The following is a 22,890-nucleotide window of genomic DNA, read 5'->3' as shown; positions in this document are numbered from 1 at the left end:
GTATCAAATACTACACCAACGCAAGTGAAATCTGTGGAATGTAGCTAACAAGCATTAGCCCTACTAGCATCACAACTAGCCACGGAAGCACGGATATTACCACATCTTTTAGGCTTAGCCCTGTAAGCGAGCTAGCGACAAAAAGATTTAGCCCCACAGGTGGTGTTATCATTCCTAGCTCCATATTTACCACCATTATGATTCCAAAATGTATCGGGTCGATCCCAAGCGATACGGCGATAGGCAGGAGCAGAGGCGTCATTATCATCACCACTGAGCTAGGCTCCATAAACTGCCCCATCACAAAAAGCAAGATATTTACTACGATTAAAAACATCCACCAAGTCATTTCTTTTTGGATTAAAAATTCTGCTATTGTGTGGGGGATACGCTCGCTTGTGAGGAAATGTGCAAATACTACTGCGCAACCTATGATAAGAAATATCATCGCCGTAGTAATAGCTGCATCTAAACACACCGCATATAAATCTTTTAACTTCAAATCCCTATACACAAACACAGAAATGATAAACGCATATACAACGGCTATGCCTGCTGCCTCTGTGGCGGTAAATAGCCCTCCATAGATTCCCCCTATGACTACGGCGATGATTAGCAATGCCCAAAATGCACGCAAAAATTGCTTTAAGCGCACGCTAAAAGATTCTGCCTTGTTGGCTTTGTATCCTAGTCTTTTTGCGCCAAAGTAGGCATATATCATCATCATTCCACCTATCATTAGCCCGGGGATAATTCCTGCTTTAAACAACGCTTCGATAGACACTACGATTTCTTTGCCACTCAAATCACTAAGCCCACTTGCCGTTACGCCATAGACTATCATCACCACACTTGGTGGAATCAAAATCCCTAGACTCCCCGCTGTGGTTATCGCGCCTACGGCGTAGGATTTGGGATAGCCCGCTTCCCTTATAGCCACAAACATAACCGAGCCAATCGCCACTACTGTCGCAGGCGAGCTACCACTCACCGCCGCAAAGATAATACACGCCAAAATCGCGCTCATAGGAAGCCCGCCGGGCAAATGTCCTACAAGCGATTTTGCAAAATCTATGATACGATTTGCCGCACTTCCTTTGCTTAGAAGCGAACCCGCAAGGATAAACATAGGAATCGCCATAAGGGTTGGTTTAAATGCAGAGATAAAAATATCGGGGATTCCGCTTATGTCGTGGCTAGTAAATAACAGCATACACACAAGAGAGCTAATCCCAAGCGAAACTGCCACAGGCACACCCACCAAAAGCAGAGCAAACAATAAAACAAATAGCACGATGATACTCATTTAGATTCTCCTTAAATGTTGTTTAATGTGGTTTTGATTTTATAGATTTTGCTTGTTATTCTTTGATAGCCACATCGTGCATTATCTCATCTTGCGTGCGTTTGACTACCTTGCTAGATTCTAGCCAAGAGACTTCATAGATTTTTTCGATGACACGGTAAGTCGCCCCTAGAAATGACAATGGCAAGCACACTAAAAAAATCCACAAAGGCACATTATGAAATGCCTCGCTATATCGTCCCAAATCCATATAAAGTTCTACGGTTAAAAACCCTGCATACGCCATAAAAGCCAAAAATAGCGCACTTAAAATATGCGAGAAAATCACGCAGGATTTTGCTAGCGCAGGGGGGAATCGCTCCACAAGCACCATCACACTGATATGCACACCTTTGCGAAATCCATACGCCGCGCCAAAAAGCGCACTCCATATAAAACAATACCCCGCTAGCTCTTCGCCCCAAGTGAGCGAATGCACAGAAGGATAAATGCTTGCGATAAAGCGCGTGGTTACATTTAGGGCGATTATGATTACGCCAGCGACTAGCCCAAAGACAGCGATATTTTTGTTGATTCCAGCGATGATTATGTCAAGCACGCGAAAGATTTGATTTACTCTAGGGCTTAGATGCGCCCATTTGAAAGGCTTTTGTAGAAGTAAAAGCAGGGTTTTCATAGCGTTCCTTGTGTGGGTTTGAGTAGCTAAAGTCTTAAGATGAGTTTATATTGTAGTTTTTTATGGTAAATTTAATCTACTTTTTTGATGGGCTTTTTCTTTCATATTCACTAGATTCCAAATTTTAAGTGTGTTTAAGCGTTTTTATATTTTTAGTGTTTTATAATGCGTTTTTTACTGCTTTATGGCATTTAGACAAACAAACGCTACATAATCAACAACTATCACAACAACAAAGGAAAACAATGTGGCTTAATCGACAAATCGGGCAAAGCCTGCGCGAAGAATACGCAATCAAAGATAAGATTTTAGATGTGAGAAGCGAGCATATTTTGGAGCTTTTTCGCACAGAGGAGCTAGGGCAAATCGCCCTTTTTGATGAATGCGAAGTAATGGTAGAAAAGCATATCCATATAGAAAGCGAGATAGTCGCGCACATCGGGGCGTGTGTCTTGCAAGATAGGCTAGAGATTGAGCCAAATCCACTGCCACAAAATCCACAGGATTCACACAATTTGCAAAATCTGCAAACTCCACAAACTTCGCAAAATCTAAATGAGCAAAACACGCAACAAACCCCCGCTATTATCCCGCATAATGCGTTGATTTTGGGCGGGTTTAATCTAGAAATCCCATACCAGCTTTTCAAACACAATATGCCTACTTGCTTTGTCCAAAGCGATAGTAAGGTGCTTGATTCGCTAATTAGCTTTTTGCCTCATTTTAGCGAAGTGAGAGAAAATCCGCTTTTTTCTCATTATCAAAAAGCTATTGATTTGCCTTTGCAAAAATATTCGCTCATCATTCACGCACGCACGCCTAATTCACACGAGATAGATGGGCTAGCAAGGCTTATGAAAAAAGAGGGTGTGTTTATTGCTTCGTTGCCTCATCCGCTTTTTGAAGAGAGAGAGTTTGAAATCGCATTGAGAGAATTTGGTGGATTTTTTAGCATTGTTATGCCATTTTTTGTGCCTATTTTTAGCCACAAGGCATTTGTGTTTGCTTCAAAAGGCATTCACCCCTTAGCAGATTTTTGGCTACAAAAATGTGATATGCTAGAAAATCTAACCTATTATAATTCAAGCATACACGAAGCTGCATTTGCGCTAAGTGCGGATATGGAGCGCAAATATGCCACGCTTATCAAAAGCTAATCTACTAATAAAGTGTGTAAATGAAAACAACAAGTCAAAATCCTAAAAATCAATATTTTCAAAACATAGAGGATTTGCAAGATTATCCATATCATTCGCCATTTTTACCCCACGCAATCGTTTTGACAGGTGGGATAGCAAGTGGAAAATCTAGCTGTGCAAAAATGCTTGAAGGATTAGGATTTGCCGTAGTGTGCGCAGATAGGATTGCCCATAGCGTGCTAGAATCTAGCGCAGATTTGCTAGTAGAAGCATTTGGAGCAGAGATTTTGCTAGATAGCACCTGCCTAGAATCTAGCTCAAAATCTAGTGTAGATTCTAGTTTGGATTTGCCTAGCGATATGACAAAAAGCAACAAAATCCATAAAAAAATGGATAAAAAAAATAATCAAAAGATTAACCGAAAAATCTTAGGTAAAATCGTATTTGCAGATGAAAAAAAACGCAAACTTTTAGAATCCATAACCCACCCACAAATCCACTCCCAAATCTATACAAAAGCCCAAGAATTAGAACAACAAATCACACAAAATCCCCAAAAAGACGCTAAAAAATATTATTTCTTAGACATTCCGCTTTTTTTTGAGGGCGGTGGCAAGGCGCGGTATAATGCGCGATTTAGCCTAAGTATCATCACAAGCAAAGCCATTCAAATAAAGCGGATTTTAAGCCGTGATTCTCTCACTTTAGAGCAGGCACAAGCACGCATAGATACCCAAATGCTAAGTGCTACAAAAATGCAAAAAAGTGATTTTGTGCTGTTTAACAATACGACTTTAGAAGAGCTAGAATCTAGCCTAAAAGATTTTATAAAAATGCTTGAGCTATGCGAGGGCAAAATATCAAAATCTTAAAAAATTGTCGTTGATTTGTAGCCTCTCTTTGCAAAATTATTATCGCAAATCTATCATCGCAAGCCTATCATCAATAAAAAACCAAAAAAAAACCCAAAATGAAAAAAATCTACATTGAGTTAAGCGATATTTGCAACCTTGCTTGTAGCTTTTGCCCCGCTACTAAGGCAAAAAGGGGGATTATGGGGGTAAAAGATTTTGCGCATTGTCTAAAAGAGGCTTTGCATTTTAGCAGACATATTGCGTTGCATATTTTAGGCGATCCCTGTGCTTTAGAAAAACTAGATGAATATCTAAACATAGCTCGCAAAATCGGCTTAGAGCTAAATAAGACACCAAAAATTGACATTGTTACTTCGGGTGCGTTTTTTGGCAAACATACCGTTGATATGCTTTTGTCCCCGCCTATCTTTCAGCTATCTATCTCGCTAGAAGCAGGTGTGGATAATTTTTTCAAAAAAATCTTGCCTAAAAACGATTTTGCAAACATAGATTTTGGTAAAAATGGTGTGGCTAGCGGTGATTTTTGCGTTAGGCAAAATCCTAGTCAAAAAAGTAGCCTTAAAAGATTTAGTGCGTATTTGGATTCTATCATCGCGCTTTTATGCGCTCATAAAGCAAATCCGCAAATTTTTCTAAACCTTAGAATCCAAGATTTGCGCACATTGCGCGATAAACCCGCATTATGCGTGATTTGTGGTTATTTAGCTCCGTTAGTAGATTTTGATTTTTTATCTAGGCAGAGTGGCAAAAGCATAACTACAATCAAAGAGGCATTTTTGGGTGGAAATATTGATTTTCTGCTAGATATAAAGGGCAGAATCCGACTGTGGGAAAAAGCCCTTTTGGTGGTTAAGCGTAGCTTTGTGTGGGCTGGATTTGACAACAAAAATGGCACAACAAATGGAAGCAAAAATCCCAAACACCACAAATATCACAAATGCTATGCCCTAACACAGCAAGTAGGAATCCTAAGCAATGGCATAGTAGTCCCCTGCTGTATCGATGGAGGAGGAGAGATAAATCTAGGCAATGTTTTTGAAACTCCGCTAAAGCAGATTTTGGATTGTGCGCGGGCGCGAAATATCATCGATGGATTTAGGCTAGGGGAGGCAAGAGAGGAGCTATGCATGAGTTGTGGATTTTGGGAGTAAGGCTTTTTTGGGAGTGGGGTTTGTCGTGGCAAGATTTTAGTAGCAAATCTTTTTTTGAAAGTTAGCTTTGAAGTGAGCTTTGTGGGAGGGCTCACTAGGCTTTATAGTGCGCAAAAAGTGTTTTTTTAGGTAGATTTTACTAAGCCCAAAAAAACAAGCCAAACATTTGCAACAAAAGTGAGTAGGGCTAGTATAAATCCTGCTCGGTAACGACATTGCTGATATTTGGCAGTGGCGAAGTGCGCGTGTAGTAGTAAGTGTGCTTGTCGATGGTTTTTGAGCGCACAGCTTCTGGGCGTGGAAAAAATCGCCTTAAACTAGGGTCGATTCTAAGCAAGTTTGCCGTGATTTCGGCAAATACAGGGGCTGCTACTGCGGAGGCACTCTCATATCGTCCTATGGGGCTATTATCATCTCTGCCAAACCAAATGATAGCCTGCACATCGGGCGTGTAGCCACAAAACCAAAAATCTACATTGTTGTTTGTCGTCCCTGTCTTGCCCGCACTCTCTATGCCAACTACTGTGGCGCGTCTGCCTGTGCCTGCTCTCACTACTTCGCGCAGGACAGAAGTAGTGAGAAATGACTGCTCAGGCGAGATGATAGCCTCTGAAGCCGTGTCATAAGAAAATACATTGCCCTGCGGGTCTATCACGCTATCAATCAGCACGGGTTCATTTCGCACGCCATAGTTTGAGAATATAGAATATTCCTTTGCCACCATTATAGGAGTGGCATTTAGACTGCCAATAGCGATAGTCATATCCGCGCTAAAGTTGCTAAAGCCAAAGTTTAGCAAGCCATTATAGATATTATCAAAGCCTACGAGTTGGGCGACATTTATCGTGGCTAGATTGCGTGAATGCGTGAGGGCGTCTTGGAGGGTTACCATTCCTTGAAATTTACCGCCAGAATTTCTAGGATTCCACGATTGGAAGCTTCGCGCTGCATCGGGGACTTTTGTGGCGGTGGAGTAGCCTTTGTCAAAGGCGATTTGATAGATAAATGGCTTTATGCTACTGCCCATTTGGCGATAGGCATCTACGGCGCGATTATACGGACTTTTTTCGTGATTTACCCCGCCTACTAGGGCTAGGATTTTGCCTGTTTTGTTGTCTGTGATGATTACTGCGCCATTTAGTGTGTCATTTGCGGTTAATTCCTCTTCATTTAGCAAGACGGCGGATTCTGCGTTTTTGGGCTTTTGGGCTTGGAGGAGTTTTAGCTGTCTTGTTTGGAGGGCGCTATAGCCGTTTTTTAGTGCCTTTTGGGCGATTTCTTGGTAGTCTAAATCAATGTGGAGTTTTATAGTGTAGCCACCTGTTTTTATGTCTTCTATGGAGCTAAGCTGTCGCAAAGCATAATCCGTCACATAAGGAGCGACATTTTGAGTAAGCGTTTGATGATAGACTATGGGTTTTTCTGCTAGAGATGAGTCGCGATAGTCTTTGGAAATCCAGCCTAAATCATACATTCTGCGGATAATGTCATTTGCACGCGTAAGGGCTAAATCTAAGTTTTTTGTCGGGTCATAAGTGCTAGGGGATTGGGGCAATCCTACTAAAATAGCGATTTCTTTTAGGGTTAGTTGGTTTAGCGTCTTTTTAAAATAGCCTAGCGCAGCGGTTTTGACACCATAATATCCGTGCCCTAAAAACACTTCATTTAGATAAATCTCTAAAATCTGTTCCTTGCTTATGATTTCTTCTACTTGCACGGTTAGCAGGGCTTCTTTGATTTTGCGGCTTATGGTGCGCTCGCGTGTCAAAATGATATTTTTGACTACTTGTTGGGTAAGCGTGCTTCCTCCCTCGCCTAGTCGTCCTGTGCGGATATTTTTTAGCATTGCACGGATAATGCCATCATAGTTTATCCCGCCGTGCTCAAAAAAAAGCGTATCTTCAATGGCTAATAATGCCTCAATCATTCGCGGTGGAATCTCATCAAATTTCGCATAAAATCGAAATTCTGTGTCAAATACATTGGCGATTAGTCGGTTTTTTCTGTCATAGATTTGGCTAGCGACTTTTGGGGAGTAGTGGCGCACTTTGTCTAAATCCGCTCTTAGCTCAAAATATAGCGCGATAAGATATACGACAAACACGAGTCCTACTACAATGCAACTAGATAGCGCGACTTTTCTAAACATTTCATTTTTTATCATTTTGTGAGACTTCTTTGGTTTTGGATTTTAGATTTTATAAAGATTGCTTAGATTTGTAGAATCTAAATCGATTCTACAAATCTACAAAGTGGCGAATGTGGCAAATGATATTTTTACACACGCTAAGCCACCGCTAAATCGCTAAAAAAGCACAAACTCCCGCTCTTAGAGAATCTACAAAAAAGCATAGATTTTGGCTATTTTGCCTCATCTTTTTGGGCTTCTTTGTCCTCTTTTGATTCTGCTTTTGGCTCTACTTGCGGTTCTAGTTTTGGTTTTTCTGTGGGTTTTTCGGTAGGTTTTGGAGGGGTGGGGCTATCTTTGGATAGGCTTGCTCTAGTATTGTGTAGCTCTTTTCGCTCTTCGTGGATATTATCCATTTTTTCTAATAGCATTTTATCTAAGCAAGACATTACGCCCTCGCTTCCTTTTTCCATTCCTAGCACTTTTTCATCGATAAAGTTTTTTGGTGGATTTTGCTTAGACATTATGGCTTCTGCTAGGCTATTTGCTTGAGTATGCACTTGAGCGTGGAAAGGCTCTAAATCCCTATATGCCAAAGTGTTTGCAAAATGCTCCTTGCCATCGCCTTCATAATACCATTTGCCTAGTCGGCAATTTGTATGTGGGACTTGATTAAAGCTATCAGCTAGCCCAAAGACTAGGGCGTAGAGGTTGTTTTTAAACACCGTGTGGTCTAGCTTTGCTAGCGTGCAAAATACTTCGTTATTGCACGAGCGCAAGGCATTTTTGGCTAAATCAACCGTGTTTATCGCCTGCTTGCTTTTGGTGTAAATTTCCTCTACATTGGTTTTTACTTCGGCAGTGAAAGTAGAAGTCTCTTCAGTTGTGGTTTGAATATCGCTTGCTTCTTGCTGCATAGATTTTACGACTATGGCGATTTCTTTTGTGGCTTTTTGGGTTTTTTCTGCTAGTTTTCGCACTTCATCAGCGACTACGGCAAATCCGCGTCCGTGCTCACCCGCCCTAGCAGCTTCGATAGCGGCATTTAGAGCGAGTAAGTTTGTCTGCTCGGCAATATCATCAATTAGCGATACGACATTGGTGATTTCATTGCTTCTTTGAGCAAGTGAGTTTGCGATATTTGTTGCATTTTGCATACTTTCATATAATTCTTTTATGCTTTCTTCAGCTTTTTGACTTACTTCGCCTACGGCTTCTAGTTCTTCTTGATTATGCTCTGCGCCTTTTTGGATTTGTTTGGATTGCTCTAAAATATTTTGGAGTGCGGTTTGCACGCCTATGATTCCATCTTTTAGGCTTTTGTGATAAGTGGCTAGCAAATCTACTCCATCGCCTTTATCACGCTTAGAATCCGCATTTACAAAGCGATAAAAAGGCACACCATCAATCATTTCACTTTTTACTACAAAATTTTTGCCACTCACAGATATGGCTTCTTGTCCTGCTTGCAATCCACCTAATGCCATTATAAATTCAGCTAGATTGCCTAGATTTTGCGCTGCGGAGTTTAAAAAAACCGCTTCGCCGTTTTTTAAACCTACTAATGCTTCATCAAATCCAAAAGAAGCGATTTTTTTGTAATGCTCCACTTCTGCTTTTAGGGCTTGATTTTCTGCCACTTGCTTTTGTAATGCGATTTTTGTTTCATTAGAAGAACCAAACATAGCAAGACTCCTTTCAAACTTAAAATAATATTGCAAACCAAAAACCAAATTGCCAAGCCTTTTGTTTCGCTAAAGGCATTTTAACACAGATTTTGTTTCTTATTTATTAAAAATGTATTATAATTTCGCCAATTTTAATATTCTCATTTTGGAGGTCAAAATGAAAAACAGACTTGAGACTTTAGATGCTATCCTTGATAGACTACGACTTTTTGTTAGGCAAGACGGTTTAAAAAACTCCAAACAACGCGAGGAAATCATATCTGTGCTTTATAAAAGTGGCACGCACTTAACTCCTGAGGAAATTGCGAATAATTTGCGTTTGCGTGATAAAAATACGAGTATTTCTTCTGTATATAGAATCTTAGGATTCTTAGAAAAAGAGCGATTTGTAACTTCAATCGAGCCAGATAAAGGTGGCAAACGATATGAAATCGCTGCAAAAGAGCACCACGACCACATTATTTGCTTGCATTGTGGGGCGATTGAGGAGTTTGTAGATAATGAAATCGAGCACCGACAAATCGCCGTGGTAAATGCCCTAAAAGCAAAGCTAGTAAGCCACGATATGCGACTTTTTGTCATCTGTGAAAAATGCCAAAAACAGCTACGAGATTAGGATTTTATTTTTGCTTTTTTATGTTTTTTTTTGGAGGGGATTTTCTACTTCTTTACACTTAAAATTGCTTAAAACTTTGGTGTAGCATTCTTACTTGCATTGTGTTTTGACTACGACTTTACTGCGACTTCGCAAGGATTTTCTTAGTATGTTTTGTTTTTTTGCTTAATGGCTTAAAATTTGCTTATGGGAGTGCTTTTGTTTGCAAGTGTTTGTCTAGCTTCGCGCAATGCGCAGGTTTGCTAAAAAACATAGATTTACACACATAAGGCAAGCAAGACAAATATAAAAATTTCTAAAGATTTTAGAAACTAGCCGATAGTTTAGAGATGATTCTTTATTAGGTTTTGGCTTTTAGCCATTTTTGGTGCTTAAAGATGTAAGCAACACTATATCAAATCTACAAAGGGACATAATGTCAAGCACAAAACTTACCACTACACAAGAGTTAGAAAAGTTGTTTAAAACCGCAGAATCTAAAATGGTGTCTTATGAAGCCATAGCACAGATTCTAAAAAAACTACCAAACCAAGCCCAAGTCAAAAAAGTAAATGAACTTGCCAAAAAGTATAAATGCGCACTTTTAAGCTCTTCTGAGCTTGCAAAGACGCTAAATATAAAAGATGAGGAAAAATCTAGGCAGGAGAGGGAGGATTTTATCAACAACGAGCTAGAAAGTGATTTTGATTTTATGAAAGATAAGGAGCTACTTGAATGGAGTAGGAGCGATAGCCCTGTGAGAATGTATCTGCGCGAAATGGGGCAAATCGAGCTACTTACCAAAGAAGAAGAAGTAGAGCTAAGCAAGCAAATTGAGTTTGGGGAAAATATTATCCTTGATGCGATTTGCTCCGTGCCTTATCTTATAGATTTTATCTATGACTACAAAGACGCGCTTATCAACCGAGAGAGGCGAGTAAAAGAGCTTTTTAAAAGTTTTGATGATGAGGAGGATAGCAGTGATGGGGAATATGAAGATGATAGCGCAGAAGAGGGCGAATATGAAGACATAGATGAAAATAAACGCCCCGTAACCAAACGAGATAAAAAGCGCATCGAAAAAGTTATCCAAAGTTTTAAGGCATTAGATAAGGCAAAAAAAGAATGGCTAAAAGTGCTAGAATCTATGCCCGAGCAAGCCTCTATCGATGCTGGCGCGTCTAATGTAACTAGCAAAGAGCAACCTAAAGAGGAATCTAAAGAAAACAAATCTAGCAAATCCACCAAAACAACCAAAAAAACTACTAAGGCAAAAGAGCCAAGACACGAAGAAATCCCCGAAGATGAGCTAATGTGCATTTTGACTTTAGCGCATAAAAAAGAGTTGCTAAAAGATAAATTGCTTGATTTAGGACCTACAAGCAAGCTCATAAATGAAATCGTAAAAGCTATGGAAAATAGCCTAAAGAGTGGCGATGGGTTTGAAAGAGAGCTAAAACGGCTTGAATACAAACTCCCGCTTTTTAATGATATGCTTGTGGAAAATCATAAGAAAATCCTAAGCAATATTACCAATATGAGCAGAGAAGACATACTAAACGCATTGCCCGAAGCCACAATGCTAAGCGTGTATATGGAGCTAAAAAAGCTGTTTCAGACAAAAGAGGCAAGCAAGCAGGGGTTTAACCTAGAGCCAGAGAAGCTAAAAGAGATTTTAGAGCAAATCAAGCGAGGCAAAACCATAAGCGACAAAGCAAAAACAAAAATGGCAAAATCTAATCTGCGACTTGTGGTAAGTATCGCCAAACGCTACACTAATCGTGGCTTGCCGTTTTTGGACTTAATCCAAGAGGGAAATATCGGGCTTATGAAAGCGGTGGATAAATTTGAATATCAAAAAAATTTCAAATTCTCTACCTATGCGACTTGGTGGATAAGGCAGGCTATTTCACGGGCGATCGCCGATCAAGCACGCACCATTAGAATCCCAATCCACATGATTGAAACTATCAATAGAATCCACAAGATTATCCGCAAATATACACAAGAACACGGCAAAGAGCCAGATACTGAATATATCGCAAAAGAAGTGGGGCTACCTGTGGATAAAGTCAAAAATGTCATCAAAATCACCAAAGAACCCGTAAGTCTAGAAGCACCTATTGGCAATGATGATGATGGGAAGTTTGGGGATTTTGTGGAGGATAGAAGCACTATTAGCGCGGTGGATAATATCCTAAAAGATGATTTAAGAAAACAAATCGATGATGTGCTAAACCAGCTAAATGAGCGCGAACGGTCTGTGATAAGAATGCGCTTTGGGTTGCTAGATGATGAAAGTGATAGGACGCTAGAAGAAATCGGCAAAGAGTTAAATGTAACGCGTGAGCGCGTGCGACAAATCGAATCTAGCGCGATAAAAAAGCTAAAGCACCCAAAAGTAGGACGCAAGCTAAAAAACTATATCGAAGAATAATCAAAGAATCATTTAGGCTAGATTTTGCTAGATAGAATTTTGTGTTTTTTTTATTTTGCTAGACATTTTTTGCGCGCTGAGCGTGTGGCAAAATCTCGCAACGCAGTGTTTGGCAAAATATGTGGGAATTATCATTTTTTGCTAGGATTTAGCGCGTTTGTGTGGGTTTGGCTTTATAATGGCGAGTTTTGGCACAAAGTAAATGACTACGCAAAATCTACCCAAATCCATATCCAAGCACAAAATGCCACCACCACAAACAAACATTTGCCCCAAACAATCCAAAATCAGCTAAAAGCTGTCCCCCCCCCCTTAAAAATCCTATAAATTCTAGCGATGATTTGCAAAAATCACAGATTTTTGCAAAATCTAGCGCGGATTTTGCGCTTAAAGCAGAATCGATTGATTTTAGGGCAAACTTTTTATTAAAATCTAGCATTTTTATAGCGACATTTTTGCTGCTGTGGTTTATGTGTGAAATGCTTATTTTTGGAGCTTATGCCAAAATCTTTTTAGGCATTTTATTTGTCATAGCGGGGGTTTGTAGCTATTTTTTAGATTCTTTGCATATTAGTTTTTCGCCTGCGATTATTGATTCGTTTTTGCAGACAAATTGGCGTGAAGCAAGCGATTTTATGAGCCTAAGTTTTTTTGCCCATTTGGTAGTTTTTGTGCTATTGCCCCTTTTTGTGTTAATCCTTTTGCATTATTTCACACGGCAAAATCTCACATATTTTAAGTCATTCAAAGCAGAAATACTTAGCAAAAAATGGATTTTGCTAAGTCTAGCTATGCTACTAATTATGCTATATTTTGCGCAAGGCTCTAAAATTATCGAGGTTTTTAAAGCGCAACGATTGCTTTTTGTGCTAAATCCTTTTGCGCCCATTCGCGCTAGCATAGATTTTACTACGGATAAGATACAGCTTCCTAGCCGCTACACATTTTTGGGCGAAGATGCTAGCACAAGTGCAAAAAATAAAATCTTTGTCTTTGTCATTGGGGAATCCGCTAGAGTGGCAAATTTCCAACTAAATGGGTATGAAAGGCAGACAAACCCATACACAAGCAAAAGAGCAAATCTAATTTATTTTAGAGATTTTACTTCCTGTGGCGTGATTACGGCTATTTCTGTGCCCTGTATGTTTAGCCACTATCCACGCCAATCCTACACGAATAGAAATCTAAGTTTTTATAGCGATTCCCTGCTAGATGTGGCAAAAAAAGCGGGGTATAAAGTGTATTTTTTAAGCAATAATGGCGGGGAGTGCATAGGTGGGATTTGCAATCGTTTGGATAAAGACAAAGTGATTTATTTCAACCAAAATGGACAATTTGATGGCGATATGCTAGAAACGATAGAATCTATCATTGGCAATGCGAGCAAATACTTTAACAACAAAAATGACAAAAATAGCGCAAACAACACCTTGCTAGTGGTGCATTTGCAAGGTAGCCACGGGGCAAGATATGATTTGCGCTATCCAAAAGAGTTTGAGAGATTTTCCCCTGTGTGCGCAAATAGCGAGCTAAGTCAATGTGAGATTTCACATATTTATAACGCCTATGATAATTCGCTAATTTATAGCGATTTTGTGCTAGATTCTATGATTTCTATGCTAGAAAAAAGCAGGCTAAATGATGCGTCTTTGTGGTATGTGAGCGACCACGGCGAATCGCTAGGCGAATATGGGAACTATATGCACGGAGGGTTTCCCTACTTCCTTGCACCACAAACACAAAAGCAGATTCCATCTATGTTATGGTTTAAGCAAAAAAGCCACATATCACAAAATCTAGCTTCTAAAAAAGACAATCCATACTCGCACGATTTTGTTTTTCATACACTTTTAAGGCTTTTAGAAATCACTACCAAAGATTATGATAAAGATTTTGATATGGTTGAATAGTTATGTTAAATATTCACATTTAATTGACATTTTTTATATTTGTTTCACATTATTGGTTTATAGTTGCGTTTTTTTATTTGCAAAATTTACGCAAGAAAAAGGAGCGACAATGCAAAAATGTGTAAAACAAATATGTTTCGTTGGATTTTGCTTTTTAGGAATCTTTGGCGTGGCGTTTGGCGCAAAGGCAGAGAGCGAGCATCCGCCACTAAGTGAGAGCACCAAAAAAGCAATCGCGCAATATAAGAGAAATCCTAGCGAGGCAAATAAGCAAAACTTGCTAGATTCGCTAAATGCAAGCTATGATGCCGTAATCGCGCAGAAAAAAGAAAAACTTGCTACCCGCGAAAAAGAGCGCGAGAAAAATATTAGCGCGTGGCTAAATGGCATAAAGCGTGGCAAAAATCCGCCATTTATGAATTTGGAAACGGATAACAACAAAGGCAATGAGCGCGAAATCGTGGCAAAAGCGATAAGCGCGTATAATCAAAATAAGAGTGTGCATAATGAAAAGGCGTTAAAAGAGGCGTTAAGCGCGTATTATGAGGCGTTTTTGCAAGAGCAACGAGTGCATATCAAAGAAACAGAGGTTTTGCGCGAAGAGCGCATAAAGGCGAGTTTTGAGCGATTTAGTAGTGAGCGATTTATGCTCTCAAAGGGCGGGAAAAATAGCGCACAAAATCTAAGCAAAGATGAGATTTTAGCTGAAATCATCGCAAATTTTATCAATGTGGGCGCGGAGTTTGTCCCTGTAAATCCAGAATCTCGAGTGCGTGAGCGCAAGTTTAACGCGCTTATCAATGACGCACAAAAGGCGTATCTGCAAAATCCTAGCAAGGAAAATAAGGCAAAACTGCGCGAAGCGATAGCAGAAGCGTATAATGCGGCGTTACAAGCGCGAATCCAAAGCGTGAATCAATCAGCAAAAAAAGGCGTGAGTGGCGGGGTGAAGTTGCTTGAAAAAATGCAAGATAGCGCGTTTTTGGACGAGCAGTTTAGCGAGCTAACGCAGCAGCGCAATCTCTATGGGCGAATCGATAGGATTATCTCTTTTGGGGGCAACACAGCGGATAATTTCACGCCACGCGCAAAGCAGGATTCTATGCGACTTGCCACCGCGCTAAAAAATGGCGATAAAAATGCGATGTCGCGGGAGTTTAACGCGCTATATGGCAAAATGCTAGATTTACAAAAATCGCAGTTAGATTCTACAAAAGCGCGATTAAATTTGCTGATTGACACCACGCTAGATGAACTTACAAGAAGTATAAGGAGTGAAAATGCTAAACATTTTAGGTAGTATGCGCGGATTTTGTTTGGGGTTTTTATCTATTGTTATTTGGGGAGTGCTAGGGGTTGGTATTGGGAGCTGTTTTAGTGGCTGTGTAGGCGATGGAGTGCATATCACCACAAAAGAAAAGCCACATAAATCCCGCACTCATCATAAGCACCACAAACCACACAAACACCATAAAAAACACCATTAAGATTTGCAAAAATGCTGTGATGAAAATCTTATTTAATGCTAGATTCTAAAGATTCCAAATTTGATTCCCCCAAACTTGGCTTTATAAAATCCACAGAATCTTGCTGTGGCATTTGATTTTGGCTACTAGGATTTGGGCTATCTAGCGTGCTAGAATCTAGCGCAGATCCTATATCAATCGATTCGATTTTGGGTTTTTTGCTTGGTTGGTTGATTTTGCGTGTTTTGATTTTGTGGTAGATTTTGGTTTGGTTTATTTTGTGGGGTTTGGTTTGTGCTAGGCTCATTTGTGGGGCTAGATTTTGTGTTTTTTGGTTTAGATTTTGGGCTAGACTTATCGTTAGTTTTTTCCCTGCTTTGTTCTTTATTTTGCTCATTATTTTGTGTTTTGGTATTTTCTTTAGATTCTGCTTTGGTTTGGTTATTGGTTTTTTGGCGTTTGTTTTTGGTAGAATCAATGATTTTAGAATAATCCAACTCATCGCTAAAACTTTTGATTTTTTTAGATTTTGGTGGGACAAACCCACTACCTTGCAACGCCTTATTTGGCAAATCTTTGTTTAGATAATACGCGTTTTTGTATTCGCCGTTATTTAGATTTGATAGATAGATACAAGAATCCCCGTCTTTTTTTAGACAGCCTTTTTCCCAAAAATAGCGCATTTTTTCTTGTCGCACTTCCTCGCTTGGGACAAAGTTTGGCAATGGATATTGATAGATTACCCCAGATAATGCACAATAATACCCCACTCCTCTATCACACATCAAAGCCGTCATTTTTAGCCCCTCATTTGCCATTTTTAGCGCGTTTTGCAAGTCATTTTTTTGCAAAAAATCATAGCCTAGTCGGTAGCACCCCCAGCCCTCGCCCATTTCACAGGCTTTTTTATATAGCCATTCTACTTGGATATTTCGCCCGATAAGCTCCCAAATATGCACCTGCATTTGAGGATATTGCGATAGCATAATGCCTAAAAACGCGCAAGATTGCCCGCTTGCTATGCTTGGCTTCTCCGTAGCCATCACTAAGCAGGCATTTTTTAGCATAAGGGCTGCCCTCTCTAATGATTGATTCCACGCCTTTTTATCGCTATTTTCCTCATAGGCATATATCCAGCACGCTAGCCCTAAGCGATATTCGCACGCTTGATTTAGCAATGCCATTTGCGTCTTTGTATCGGCTTTTTTTGCTAGGGCATATCTAGCACTTGAGAGCTGCTCCATAAGCGCGAAAAAGCGCGTTTTTTCCTCCATAGAAAATGTATCTAGGCTAAATTTATCCGCACAGCCACCAAACAAACTAGCAACAAATAGCCATAAAATCATCAAAAATACATACTTTGTTTTTGTGCAAAAAGTAGTAGCAAAAAATCGCCTCAAAATACGCTCCTTATAAATCATTACGACATTAAACACTTTGTCAAAACAAACAAATTTTATGCCAAAAAGGCAACTAAAAAAGGGTAATAAAAATCGCGTGATAATATTGCTAAATCTAAAAGGCTTTTTAGCCATTTTAGGATTTTATGGATTTCTTGTTTGTTTTTTGCTTTTTTATGCAATTTTTAGGCAATGTAGCAATAAATTATTTATTCTGCGATAAAATCTCGCAAGTTTTTTGTTTAAATTTACATAAAATTTACAAAATTTATTTTTTTACTTAAAGTTTTTTGATGTGCAATATCTTATCTTAAGGATATACCTTGACTTACACGACTTACACAGATTCCAAACTTTCTAAAAAATCCAAATCAAATCATAGCAATCCACTCACATACCGCGATAGTGGCGTAAATATCGATGAGGGAAACGCGCTTGTGGATTCTCTAAAATCTGTGGTAAAAAGCACTTTTGATGATAATGTAATCGGCTCTATCGGTTCTTTTGCAGGGGCTTACGCGCTTCCTAGCGGGTATAAAGAGCCTATTTTGCTAGCTTCTACCGATGGCGTAGGGACAAAACTCCGCCTTGCCATAGAGGCAAAAAAGCTAGATTTTGTAGGCATTGATTTGGTGGCAATGTGCGTGAATGACTTAATTTGCAATTTTGGAGTGCCTTTGTTTTTTTTGGATTATTATGCGACAGGCAGGCTTGATAAACATAGCGCATTGCGCGTGATAAAAGGCATAGCACAGGGGTGCAAAATCGCTAATTGCGCGCTTATCGGTGGGGAGAGCGCAGAGATGCCCTCAATGTATGCTAATGGGGATTTTGATTTAGCGGGTTTTAGCGTGGGGATTGCAGAGAGGGAGGATTTAGAGAGAAGCAAAAGTGTAAAAGCGGGCGATATTTTGGTAGGATTTCCAAGTAGCGGTTTGCATTCAAATGGATTTTCTTTAGCGCGAAAAGTGCTTTTTGAAGTGGGGAAAATGGATTTTGACAAAAAAATCTCTACGCTAGATTTTAGTCAAACCTCTAGCCAAAATCACAAAAAACAAACAATAATCAAAAAATCTCTTATAGACGCTCTTTTAGAGCCTACAAGCATTTATGTGCCATTTTTTAGACAAAAAAAGAATCTAATAAAATCGCTAGCACATATCACAGGTGGAGGCATACTAGAAAATCTACCTCGCGCTTTGCCAAGCGGACTAGGTGCAAATATCAATGTAGATTCTATCCCTAGCCAAGAGATTTTTAGCATACTTTGTGAGAGCGTGGAGCTAAAAGAGGCGTATAGGGTGTTTAATATGGGTGTGGGGCTTATCGCGTGCGTGGATAAAGCAAGCGTGGATAAAATCTTGCAAGGAAGCAATGGATTTGCGCTAGGCGAAGTAGCAAGGCAAGATACTATCACGCTAAAAAGTCAATCGCGCATCGTTTTAGAGCATTTTATAAACCAAAATAGCACAAATCAAAAAGCCCAAAAACAAGCGCGACAACAAGTGCTACAAAAGGATAAAGCGTGAAATCGTTTTTTAAAGCATATACGCTACCTTTTTTGGTGCTAGTGCTAGGGCTAGTGATGTATTATGTGATGTTTATCAAAAGCAATGAACGATACAATCTAAAAGAATATTCTAGCAGGGATTATAATGCGAGGTTTTATAACGAGCGTAGCAAAGAATCTAACAAAGAGGATTCTAATTTTATAAGTGAATTTTTTGCCTCTATCAAGCAAATCTTTCTAAATAGTAATCCAAATGAATATCCAAAAGAGGAAAGTCAAGTCCATTTTACCCAAAGCACGACTAATCAATCACAAGAGGTTTCACAAGATGAGTTAAGCGACACTTTGCAAGAAAATCTAGCCCAATATAGCCAAAATCAACATAATGTAGCGCAAAATAACTTATCACAAGAACACAGCTTACACGAACATCAAATAAGTCAAAATCCACCGACTAATGATTTTGCTACTGATACAAATATAGCCATAAATGCGACAAATGACAATGCAAGCACTTCGCAGGGAATCACGCATTACGCTATTACAAGAGTAAATGTGCGAAGAGAGCCAAATATGAATGCACCTGTGATTGGCAGGCTATCAAGCGGGGAGAGCACCAAAGTCATCAAAATCAATGATGAATGGGCGCAGCTTGATAATGGTGGCTGGGTAAGTGTCAAACTGCTTACTTTGCAAAAAGAGAGCGAAATCTCTAGTAGATTTGGCACACAAATCCAAATATATATCGCCTCTGTAAATGCAAATATACGGCAAAAACCTGATAATGACGCCATACTTGTAGGCTCAATATTTAAAGGCGAGAGAGTGCGTGTGCTAAGCGTGGCAAATGGCTGGGCTAGATTAGAAAATGGCGGATATGTCGCGGCTAGATTGCTATCAAAAGATAGTGAGTAAATGCCTAGTTTTGTGCTAGATTTTAGAAATGAAATATCTTTGCGTGTTTGGAAATCCTATTTCACATTCTCTCTCCCCTCTTATTCATAACTATGCGCTTTGTAGTCTTAACTTGCCATTTGTATATGGTAGATTTTGCTTGCAAAATGGCGAAAATCTAAAAGAGAAATTTTATAGCCTAAATCTTAGCGGAGCAAATGTTACGATTCCATTTAAAGAGGACGCGTTTAAGCAAGCCGATGAGCTAGATAGCCTAGCCCAAAAAATCGGCGCGGTAAATACTCTTGTAAAAATAAAAAATGGCAAGCTAAAAGGCTATAATACCGATGCGAGCGGGTTTGTAGCAAGTCTAACAAATACTATGCTAGATATTAGGCACAAAATCTTAAATCCTACGCCTTTTGCTAATGCGCTAGTGCTAGGGGCTGGAGGGAGTGCTAAGGCTCTAGCGTGCATTTTAGATGAGATTGGGCTAGATGTGCTAGTGGCAAATCGCTCTGATTTAAAGAGGGGATTTTATGATTTGCAAAAGATTAGATACTGCAATTTTAGCGAGCTAGAGGCGATGCTAAAATCTAGCACAAAATCTAGTATTCCACCGCATTTTGACTTAGTCATAAACGCCACAAGTGCGAGCTTGCAAGGAAATCTGCCATTGCAAAAAGACATATTGCAACAGATTTTTTCACGCGCAAAACTTGCGTATGATTTGATGTATGGGGAAAATCTAACGCCATTTTTAGCCCTAGCAAAAAAATGCAATCTCACATATAAAGATGGCAAAGATATGCTTTTGTGGCAGGCTGCGGAGGCGTTAGCAATTTTTATTTCACAAGATTTTGCAAACAACGATTTGAGAAATGAAGCTAAAAAAAATGTGCAAGTGGATTTTGCAATTCGGGGGGATTTTGCAAACAATATTGCCACAGATGCTAAAGGCGATAAAAACAAAACAATCACGCATATTTACTCGCTAATGCTCCAAGCAATAAGGGATAAACATTGAGGGAATTTCTTATTAGTCTTTGTTTTGGCACAAAGCAGATTCCCAAAAAATATGCCTATCTTTATGAGCAAATAAAATCCTGCGGTGCGATACAGGACAATACAAAATCTAGCCACAAATCTTTTAAAAATCCTGCAAAATCTACCAACAATTTTTTTAAACTACTACCTACTTTTGGCATTTTTTGCGTGCATAAAACCACACCAAAAATCCCTATAAAAAACACCAAACATTTTTCCAAAAAAACCTCAAAACATACTGCAAAAAGTCTCGCTAAAAATCCACAACCCCTCTACAAAAATCAACTCATATTTTTACAAGATATTACCAAAATGCGTAATGATATAGCCCTAATGCGACAACATATCCCAACGCATTTCCAAGAGATTTTAAGTGAAAATGACATTGTTTTAGCCCTTTTGGTAGGCAAGATGGGCAAAGAATATGTGCGAATCATAAAGGTTTTATCTAGCGAGTGTAGCCACAATCAAAAACGGCTAGTGTATTTAGAAAAATACCAAGACAAAATCATCGGCATTGATATAAAAAGTGGCGAAAAAAATCCCCTGCCTTTTTCGCAAAAATCTTTATCGCAGTTGCCTTTTCATTGTGTTTTTAGCTATGAAAATGAGCGCAAAGACAAGCGCAAAAAACCACAAATACATAAGATTTTAGGCGTGCTAGAAGATGGGTTTATCGATGAAAAAATCGCATTGTTTTTGCACGGCAGAGAGGAGGATTTTAGCGCGGAGTGCATGGAGTTGTCGCGGAGTTTTGGGGATATAGTTGAGCCTAGTTTATACAAAAATCGAGTGGATTTAAGGGGGCTAGATTTTATTAGCATTGATCCAAGCGATGCAAAGGATTATGATGATGTGATTTTTTATGATGAGAAAAAGGGCGTTTTGTATGTGGGGATTGCTGATGTGAGTGAATATGTCCTGCCAAAAACAGCACTTGATACGGAGGCAAAATCTCGCGGTTTTAGTTTGTATTTTCCACACAAATGCTACCCTATGTTACCCAAAGAGCTAAGCGAGAATCTATGCTCGCTAAAAGCAGATGAAATAAAACTAGCTATGGTGTGTGAGATAGCATTTGAGCGCGATAAAAAACCAAAAACTACCAAGATAAAATCTTGCCAAACAAAATCTAAGCAAACAAATGCCTATAAACCAAAATCGTGCAAAATCTATGAAGCAATCATACAGCCAAAAGTAAATGTAAGCTATGAATATATCGATACGCTTTTAGACGCGCTAAAATCTAACAACGCATTTAAAAACCCGATAAAAAGCGTTGCAAAATCTAGCCTAAAATCTAGCGATATTTTTGCCCCGCTAAAAGTCCTTAAAAATCCAAAATGGATTTTAGATTTTAGTTTATTAGCACAGGGGCTAAAAAAAGAGCGATTAAAAAATGGATTTGATTTTTTTAGCAAAGAGCGCAAGATGATATTAGACAAAAATAACGAAATAGAATCCATAAAAGAGATTTATCCTACGCACTCTCATAGCCTAATCGAAGAAGCTATGCTGCTAGCAAATGTAATCGTGGCAACAATCCTAGATAATGTGCTTTGTGGCAGGGGAATCTATCGCGTGCATAACCCACCTACAAAAGATAGGCTAAATGCGCTTTTTGCCGAGCTAGCATTGCTTGGATATGAGATAAAAAAACAAGGCACAATCTATGAGCAAATCTCTGCTTTGCAATCCCAGCAAACAAACTTAAGGGAGAGAGAACATATCGACAAGCTAATCATCAAAGCCCAGCAAGAAGCAAGATATTCGCCTAGCAAGGAAGCGCATTTTGGGCTAGGGTTTGAAGCGTATAGTCATTTTACTTCGCCTATTCGTAGGTATAGCGATATTTTAGCCCATAGGCTTATTAAGCTATTGTTGCAAAGCTATGGCGGGGTGCTAGATTTCACACTAGAATCCAAAAATATTGCACCAAATATCACGCCCAAAATCACGCAAAAAAACGCTACAAACAATACGCAAAAAATCACGCAAGATTTCACAAGGCATATCAATTTTATTTTAGATTCTATCGCTGTGGCTACGCCATTGCTAAATGACGCAGAGAGAAAAATCACAAAATGTGAAATGGGATTTAAAGATAGAAAATATGCTAGAAGCGCGCTAAAAGTTTTAAGGGCAAATGAAAAAATTTGCATTAGAATCATTGATGAGCGATACCCTGCAATAGGCGTAGTAGAATCTAGCCCAAAATCTAATGACGCAAAATCTAGCCAAGATTTTAGCCCACAATCTAGCCAAAACGATAATTTTACAGAACCTAACCCAAAAACAAATCTTGCAAACAATATCTTGCAAGGTGCGCGGGTATTTGTGCTAGATAGTGATTTGGAGCTAGAAAAGTATGGATTATATCTTGCTAGTATTGCAGAAGTGGAGCTAGGGAGTGCGAAAATCTATGTCAAAATCCATTCTAAAATCACTATTTTGCAAAATCAACCTTTGCAAAATTCGCATTCCAAAAAACCATATTCCCAAAATCCACATTCCAAAAAAACAAAGCAATCCCCTCCAAAATCCACAAACTAAAAAACTCACGCAACAAAAAAACAAAAAAACACCAAAAACCACACGGCACGCACAAAAACTCTAGCAAATAAAAAGGCTAAATAATGTATAATTTGCCAAAAAATAAGGAGTGCCA

The 22,890-nt window shown here is 39.2% G+C and carries 18 protein-coding genes and 1 pseudogene; 13 read left to right on the top strand and 6 right to left on the bottom strand.

Going from position 1 to position 22,890, the window contains the following annotated elements:
* Window positions 1–10: 10 nt before the first annotated feature.
* Together ACWIX0_RS03425 and ACWIX0_RS03420 are read right to left on the bottom strand one after the other, a co-directional pair.
* Window positions 11–1,306, bottom strand: coding sequence for a TRAP transporter large permease (locus ACWIX0_RS03425; RefSeq protein WP_454171965.1), 1,296 nt, complete (start codon window positions 1,304–1,306; stop codon window positions 11–13).
* A gap of 55 nt (window positions 1,307–1,361) precedes the next feature.
* Window positions 1,362–1,982, bottom strand: a complete 621-nt coding sequence (locus ACWIX0_RS03420) for a TRAP transporter small permease (RefSeq protein WP_454171964.1) — start codon at window positions 1,980–1,982, stop codon at window positions 1,362–1,364.
* A gap of 245 nt (window positions 1,983–2,227) precedes the next feature.
* Between ACWIX0_RS03420 and ACWIX0_RS03415 the strand changes: the two genes are divergently transcribed.
* From ACWIX0_RS03415 to ACWIX0_RS03405, 3 genes are all read left to right on the top strand, one after another.
* Window positions 2,228–3,139 carry a spermine/spermidine synthase domain-containing protein gene (locus tag ACWIX0_RS03415; protein WP_454171962.1) on the top strand — a complete coding sequence of 304 codons (912 nt, stop codon included), beginning with the start codon at window positions 2,228–2,230 and terminating at the stop codon, window positions 3,137–3,139.
* A 20-nt stretch (window positions 3,140–3,159) separates the two neighbouring features.
* Window positions 3,160–3,993 carry a dephospho-CoA kinase gene (gene coaE / locus ACWIX0_RS03410; RefSeq protein ID WP_454171960.1) on the top strand — a complete coding sequence of 278 codons (834 nt, stop codon included), beginning with the start codon at window positions 3,160–3,162 and terminating at the stop codon, window positions 3,991–3,993.
* Between the two features lie 98 nt (window positions 3,994–4,091).
* Window positions 4,092–5,147 (top strand): SPASM domain-containing protein, encoded by a 1,056-nt coding sequence (locus ACWIX0_RS03405; RefSeq protein WP_454171958.1) that lies wholly within the window; start codon window positions 4,092–4,094, stop codon window positions 5,145–5,147.
* 187 nt (window positions 5,148–5,334) lie between these two features.
* Here the strand turns inward: ACWIX0_RS03405 and ACWIX0_RS03400 are convergent, their stop codons facing one another.
* Window positions 5,335–7,311, bottom strand: coding sequence for a penicillin-binding protein 1A (locus ACWIX0_RS03400; protein ID WP_454171956.1), 1,977 nt, complete (start codon window positions 7,309–7,311; stop codon window positions 5,335–5,337).
* Window positions 7,312–7,508: 197 nt separating this feature from the next.
* Window positions 7,509–8,960 (bottom strand): methyl-accepting chemotaxis protein, encoded by a 1,452-nt coding sequence (locus ACWIX0_RS03395; RefSeq protein ID WP_454171954.1) that lies wholly within the window; start codon window positions 8,958–8,960, stop codon window positions 7,509–7,511.
* Between the two features lie 160 nt (window positions 8,961–9,120).
* On the opposite strand from ACWIX0_RS03395, the gene fur reads away from it, so the two are divergent.
* The 6 genes from fur to ACWIX0_RS03365 all read left to right on the top strand — a co-directional run bounded on the left by fur (window position 9,121) and on the right by ACWIX0_RS03365 (window position 15,392).
* Window positions 9,121–9,579: a ferric iron uptake transcriptional regulator gene (fur, locus tag ACWIX0_RS03390; protein WP_454171952.1), complete on the top strand. Its 459-nt coding sequence runs from the start codon at window positions 9,121–9,123 to the stop codon at window positions 9,577–9,579.
* Window positions 9,580–9,994: 415 nt separating this feature from the next.
* Window positions 9,995–11,995, top strand: a complete 2,001-nt coding sequence (gene rpoD, locus ACWIX0_RS03385) for an RNA polymerase sigma factor RpoD (protein WP_454171950.1) — start codon at window positions 9,995–9,997, stop codon at window positions 11,993–11,995.
* 24 nt (window positions 11,996–12,019) lie between these two features.
* Complete coding sequence (locus ACWIX0_RS03380; RefSeq protein ID WP_454171948.1) at window positions 12,020–12,322, top strand: hypothetical protein; 303 nt, start codon at window positions 12,020–12,022, stop codon at window positions 12,320–12,322.
* Between the two features lie 14 nt (window positions 12,323–12,336).
* Window positions 12,337–13,905, top strand: coding sequence for a phosphoethanolamine transferase (locus ACWIX0_RS03375; RefSeq protein ID WP_454171947.1), 1,569 nt, complete (start codon window positions 12,337–12,339; stop codon window positions 13,903–13,905).
* A gap of 109 nt (window positions 13,906–14,014) precedes the next feature.
* Window positions 14,015–15,205 carry a hypothetical protein gene (locus ACWIX0_RS03370; RefSeq protein WP_454171945.1) on the top strand — a complete coding sequence of 397 codons (1,191 nt, stop codon included), beginning with the start codon at window positions 14,015–14,017 and terminating at the stop codon, window positions 15,203–15,205.
* Window positions 15,186–15,392, top strand: a complete 207-nt coding sequence (locus ACWIX0_RS03365; protein WP_454171943.1) for a hypothetical protein — start codon at window positions 15,186–15,188, stop codon at window positions 15,390–15,392. The genes ACWIX0_RS03370 and ACWIX0_RS03365 overlap by 20 nt, the downstream gene beginning before the upstream one ends.
* Before the next feature lie 28 nt (window positions 15,393–15,420).
* Here ACWIX0_RS03365 and ACWIX0_RS03360 read toward each other — a convergent pair whose 3' ends face one another.
* Window positions 15,421–15,678 (bottom strand): hypothetical protein, encoded by a 258-nt coding sequence (locus ACWIX0_RS03360; protein ID WP_454171941.1) that lies wholly within the window; start codon window positions 15,676–15,678, stop codon window positions 15,421–15,423.
* Window positions 15,566–16,771 (bottom strand): hypothetical protein, encoded by a 1,206-nt coding sequence (locus ACWIX0_RS03355; RefSeq protein ID WP_454171939.1) that lies wholly within the window; start codon window positions 16,769–16,771, stop codon window positions 15,566–15,568. The genes ACWIX0_RS03360 and ACWIX0_RS03355 overlap by 113 nt, the downstream gene beginning before the upstream one ends.
* A 323-nt stretch (window positions 16,772–17,094) precedes the next feature.
* Here ACWIX0_RS03355 and purM point away from each other — a divergent pair.
* From purM to ACWIX0_RS03335, 4 genes and pseudogenes are all read left to right on the top strand, one after another.
* Window positions 17,095–18,195 (top strand): annotated as a pseudogene (gene purM / locus ACWIX0_RS03350) (phosphoribosylformylglycinamidine cyclo-ligase); the annotation flags it as partial.
* Window positions 18,196–18,296: 101 nt separating this feature from the next.
* A complete protein-coding gene (locus ACWIX0_RS03345) occupies window positions 18,297–19,196 on the top strand; it encodes an SH3 domain-containing protein (RefSeq protein ID WP_454171937.1) in 900 nt (299 codons plus the stop codon).
* 28 nt (window positions 19,197–19,224) lie between these two features.
* Entirely contained in the window at window positions 19,225–20,202 is a 978-nt protein-coding gene (locus tag ACWIX0_RS03340) for a shikimate dehydrogenase (RefSeq protein ID WP_454171936.1), read from the top strand.
* Window positions 20,199–22,775 (top strand): RNB domain-containing ribonuclease, encoded by a 2,577-nt coding sequence (locus tag ACWIX0_RS03335; RefSeq protein WP_454171934.1) that lies wholly within the window; start codon window positions 20,199–20,201, stop codon window positions 22,773–22,775. The genes ACWIX0_RS03340 and ACWIX0_RS03335 overlap by 4 nt, the downstream gene beginning before the upstream one ends.
* Window positions 22,776–22,890 lie beyond the last annotated feature (115 nt).

It is taken from the genome of Helicobacter sp. T3_23-1059 (assembly GCF_053654515.1).
The sequence above is the reverse complement of the archived record's forward strand: the minus strand, read 5'-3'. Positions and strand labels throughout refer to the sequence as shown.

Coding starts and splice junctions, on each gene's coding strand:
- ACWIX0_RS03425 (WP_454171965.1), bottom strand. CDS start 1,306: ATGAGTATCATCGTGCTATTTGTTTTATTGTTTGCTCTGCTTTTGGTG.
- ACWIX0_RS03420 (WP_454171964.1), bottom strand. CDS start 1,982: ATGAAAACCCTGCTTTTACTTCTACAAAAGCCTTTCAAATGGGCGCAT.
- ACWIX0_RS03415 (WP_454171962.1), top strand. CDS start 2,228: ATGTGGCTTAATCGACAAATCGGGCAAAGCCTGCGCGAAGAATACGCA.
- coaE (WP_454171960.1), top strand. CDS start 3,160: ATGAAAACAACAAGTCAAAATCCTAAAAATCAATATTTTCAAAACATA.
- ACWIX0_RS03405 (WP_454171958.1), top strand. CDS start 4,092: ATGAAAAAAATCTACATTGAGTTAAGCGATATTTGCAACCTTGCTTGT.
- ACWIX0_RS03400 (WP_454171956.1), bottom strand. CDS start 7,311: ATGATAAAAAATGAAATGTTTAGAAAAGTCGCGCTATCTAGTTGCATT.
- ACWIX0_RS03395 (WP_454171954.1), bottom strand. CDS start 8,960: ATGTTTGGTTCTTCTAATGAAACAAAAATCGCATTACAAAAGCAAGTG.
- fur (WP_454171952.1), top strand. CDS start 9,121: ATGAAAAACAGACTTGAGACTTTAGATGCTATCCTTGATAGACTACGA.
- rpoD (WP_454171950.1), top strand. CDS start 9,995: ATGTCAAGCACAAAACTTACCACTACACAAGAGTTAGAAAAGTTGTTT.
- ACWIX0_RS03370 (WP_454171945.1), top strand. CDS start 14,015: ATGCAAAAATGTGTAAAACAAATATGTTTCGTTGGATTTTGCTTTTTA.
- ACWIX0_RS03365 (WP_454171943.1), top strand. CDS start 15,186: ATGCTAAACATTTTAGGTAGTATGCGCGGATTTTGTTTGGGGTTTTTA.
- ACWIX0_RS03360 (WP_454171941.1), bottom strand. CDS start 15,678: ATGAGCCTAGCACAAACCAAACCCCACAAAATAAACCAAACCAAAATC.
- ACWIX0_RS03340 (WP_454171936.1), top strand. CDS start 19,225: ATGAAATATCTTTGCGTGTTTGGAAATCCTATTTCACATTCTCTCTCC.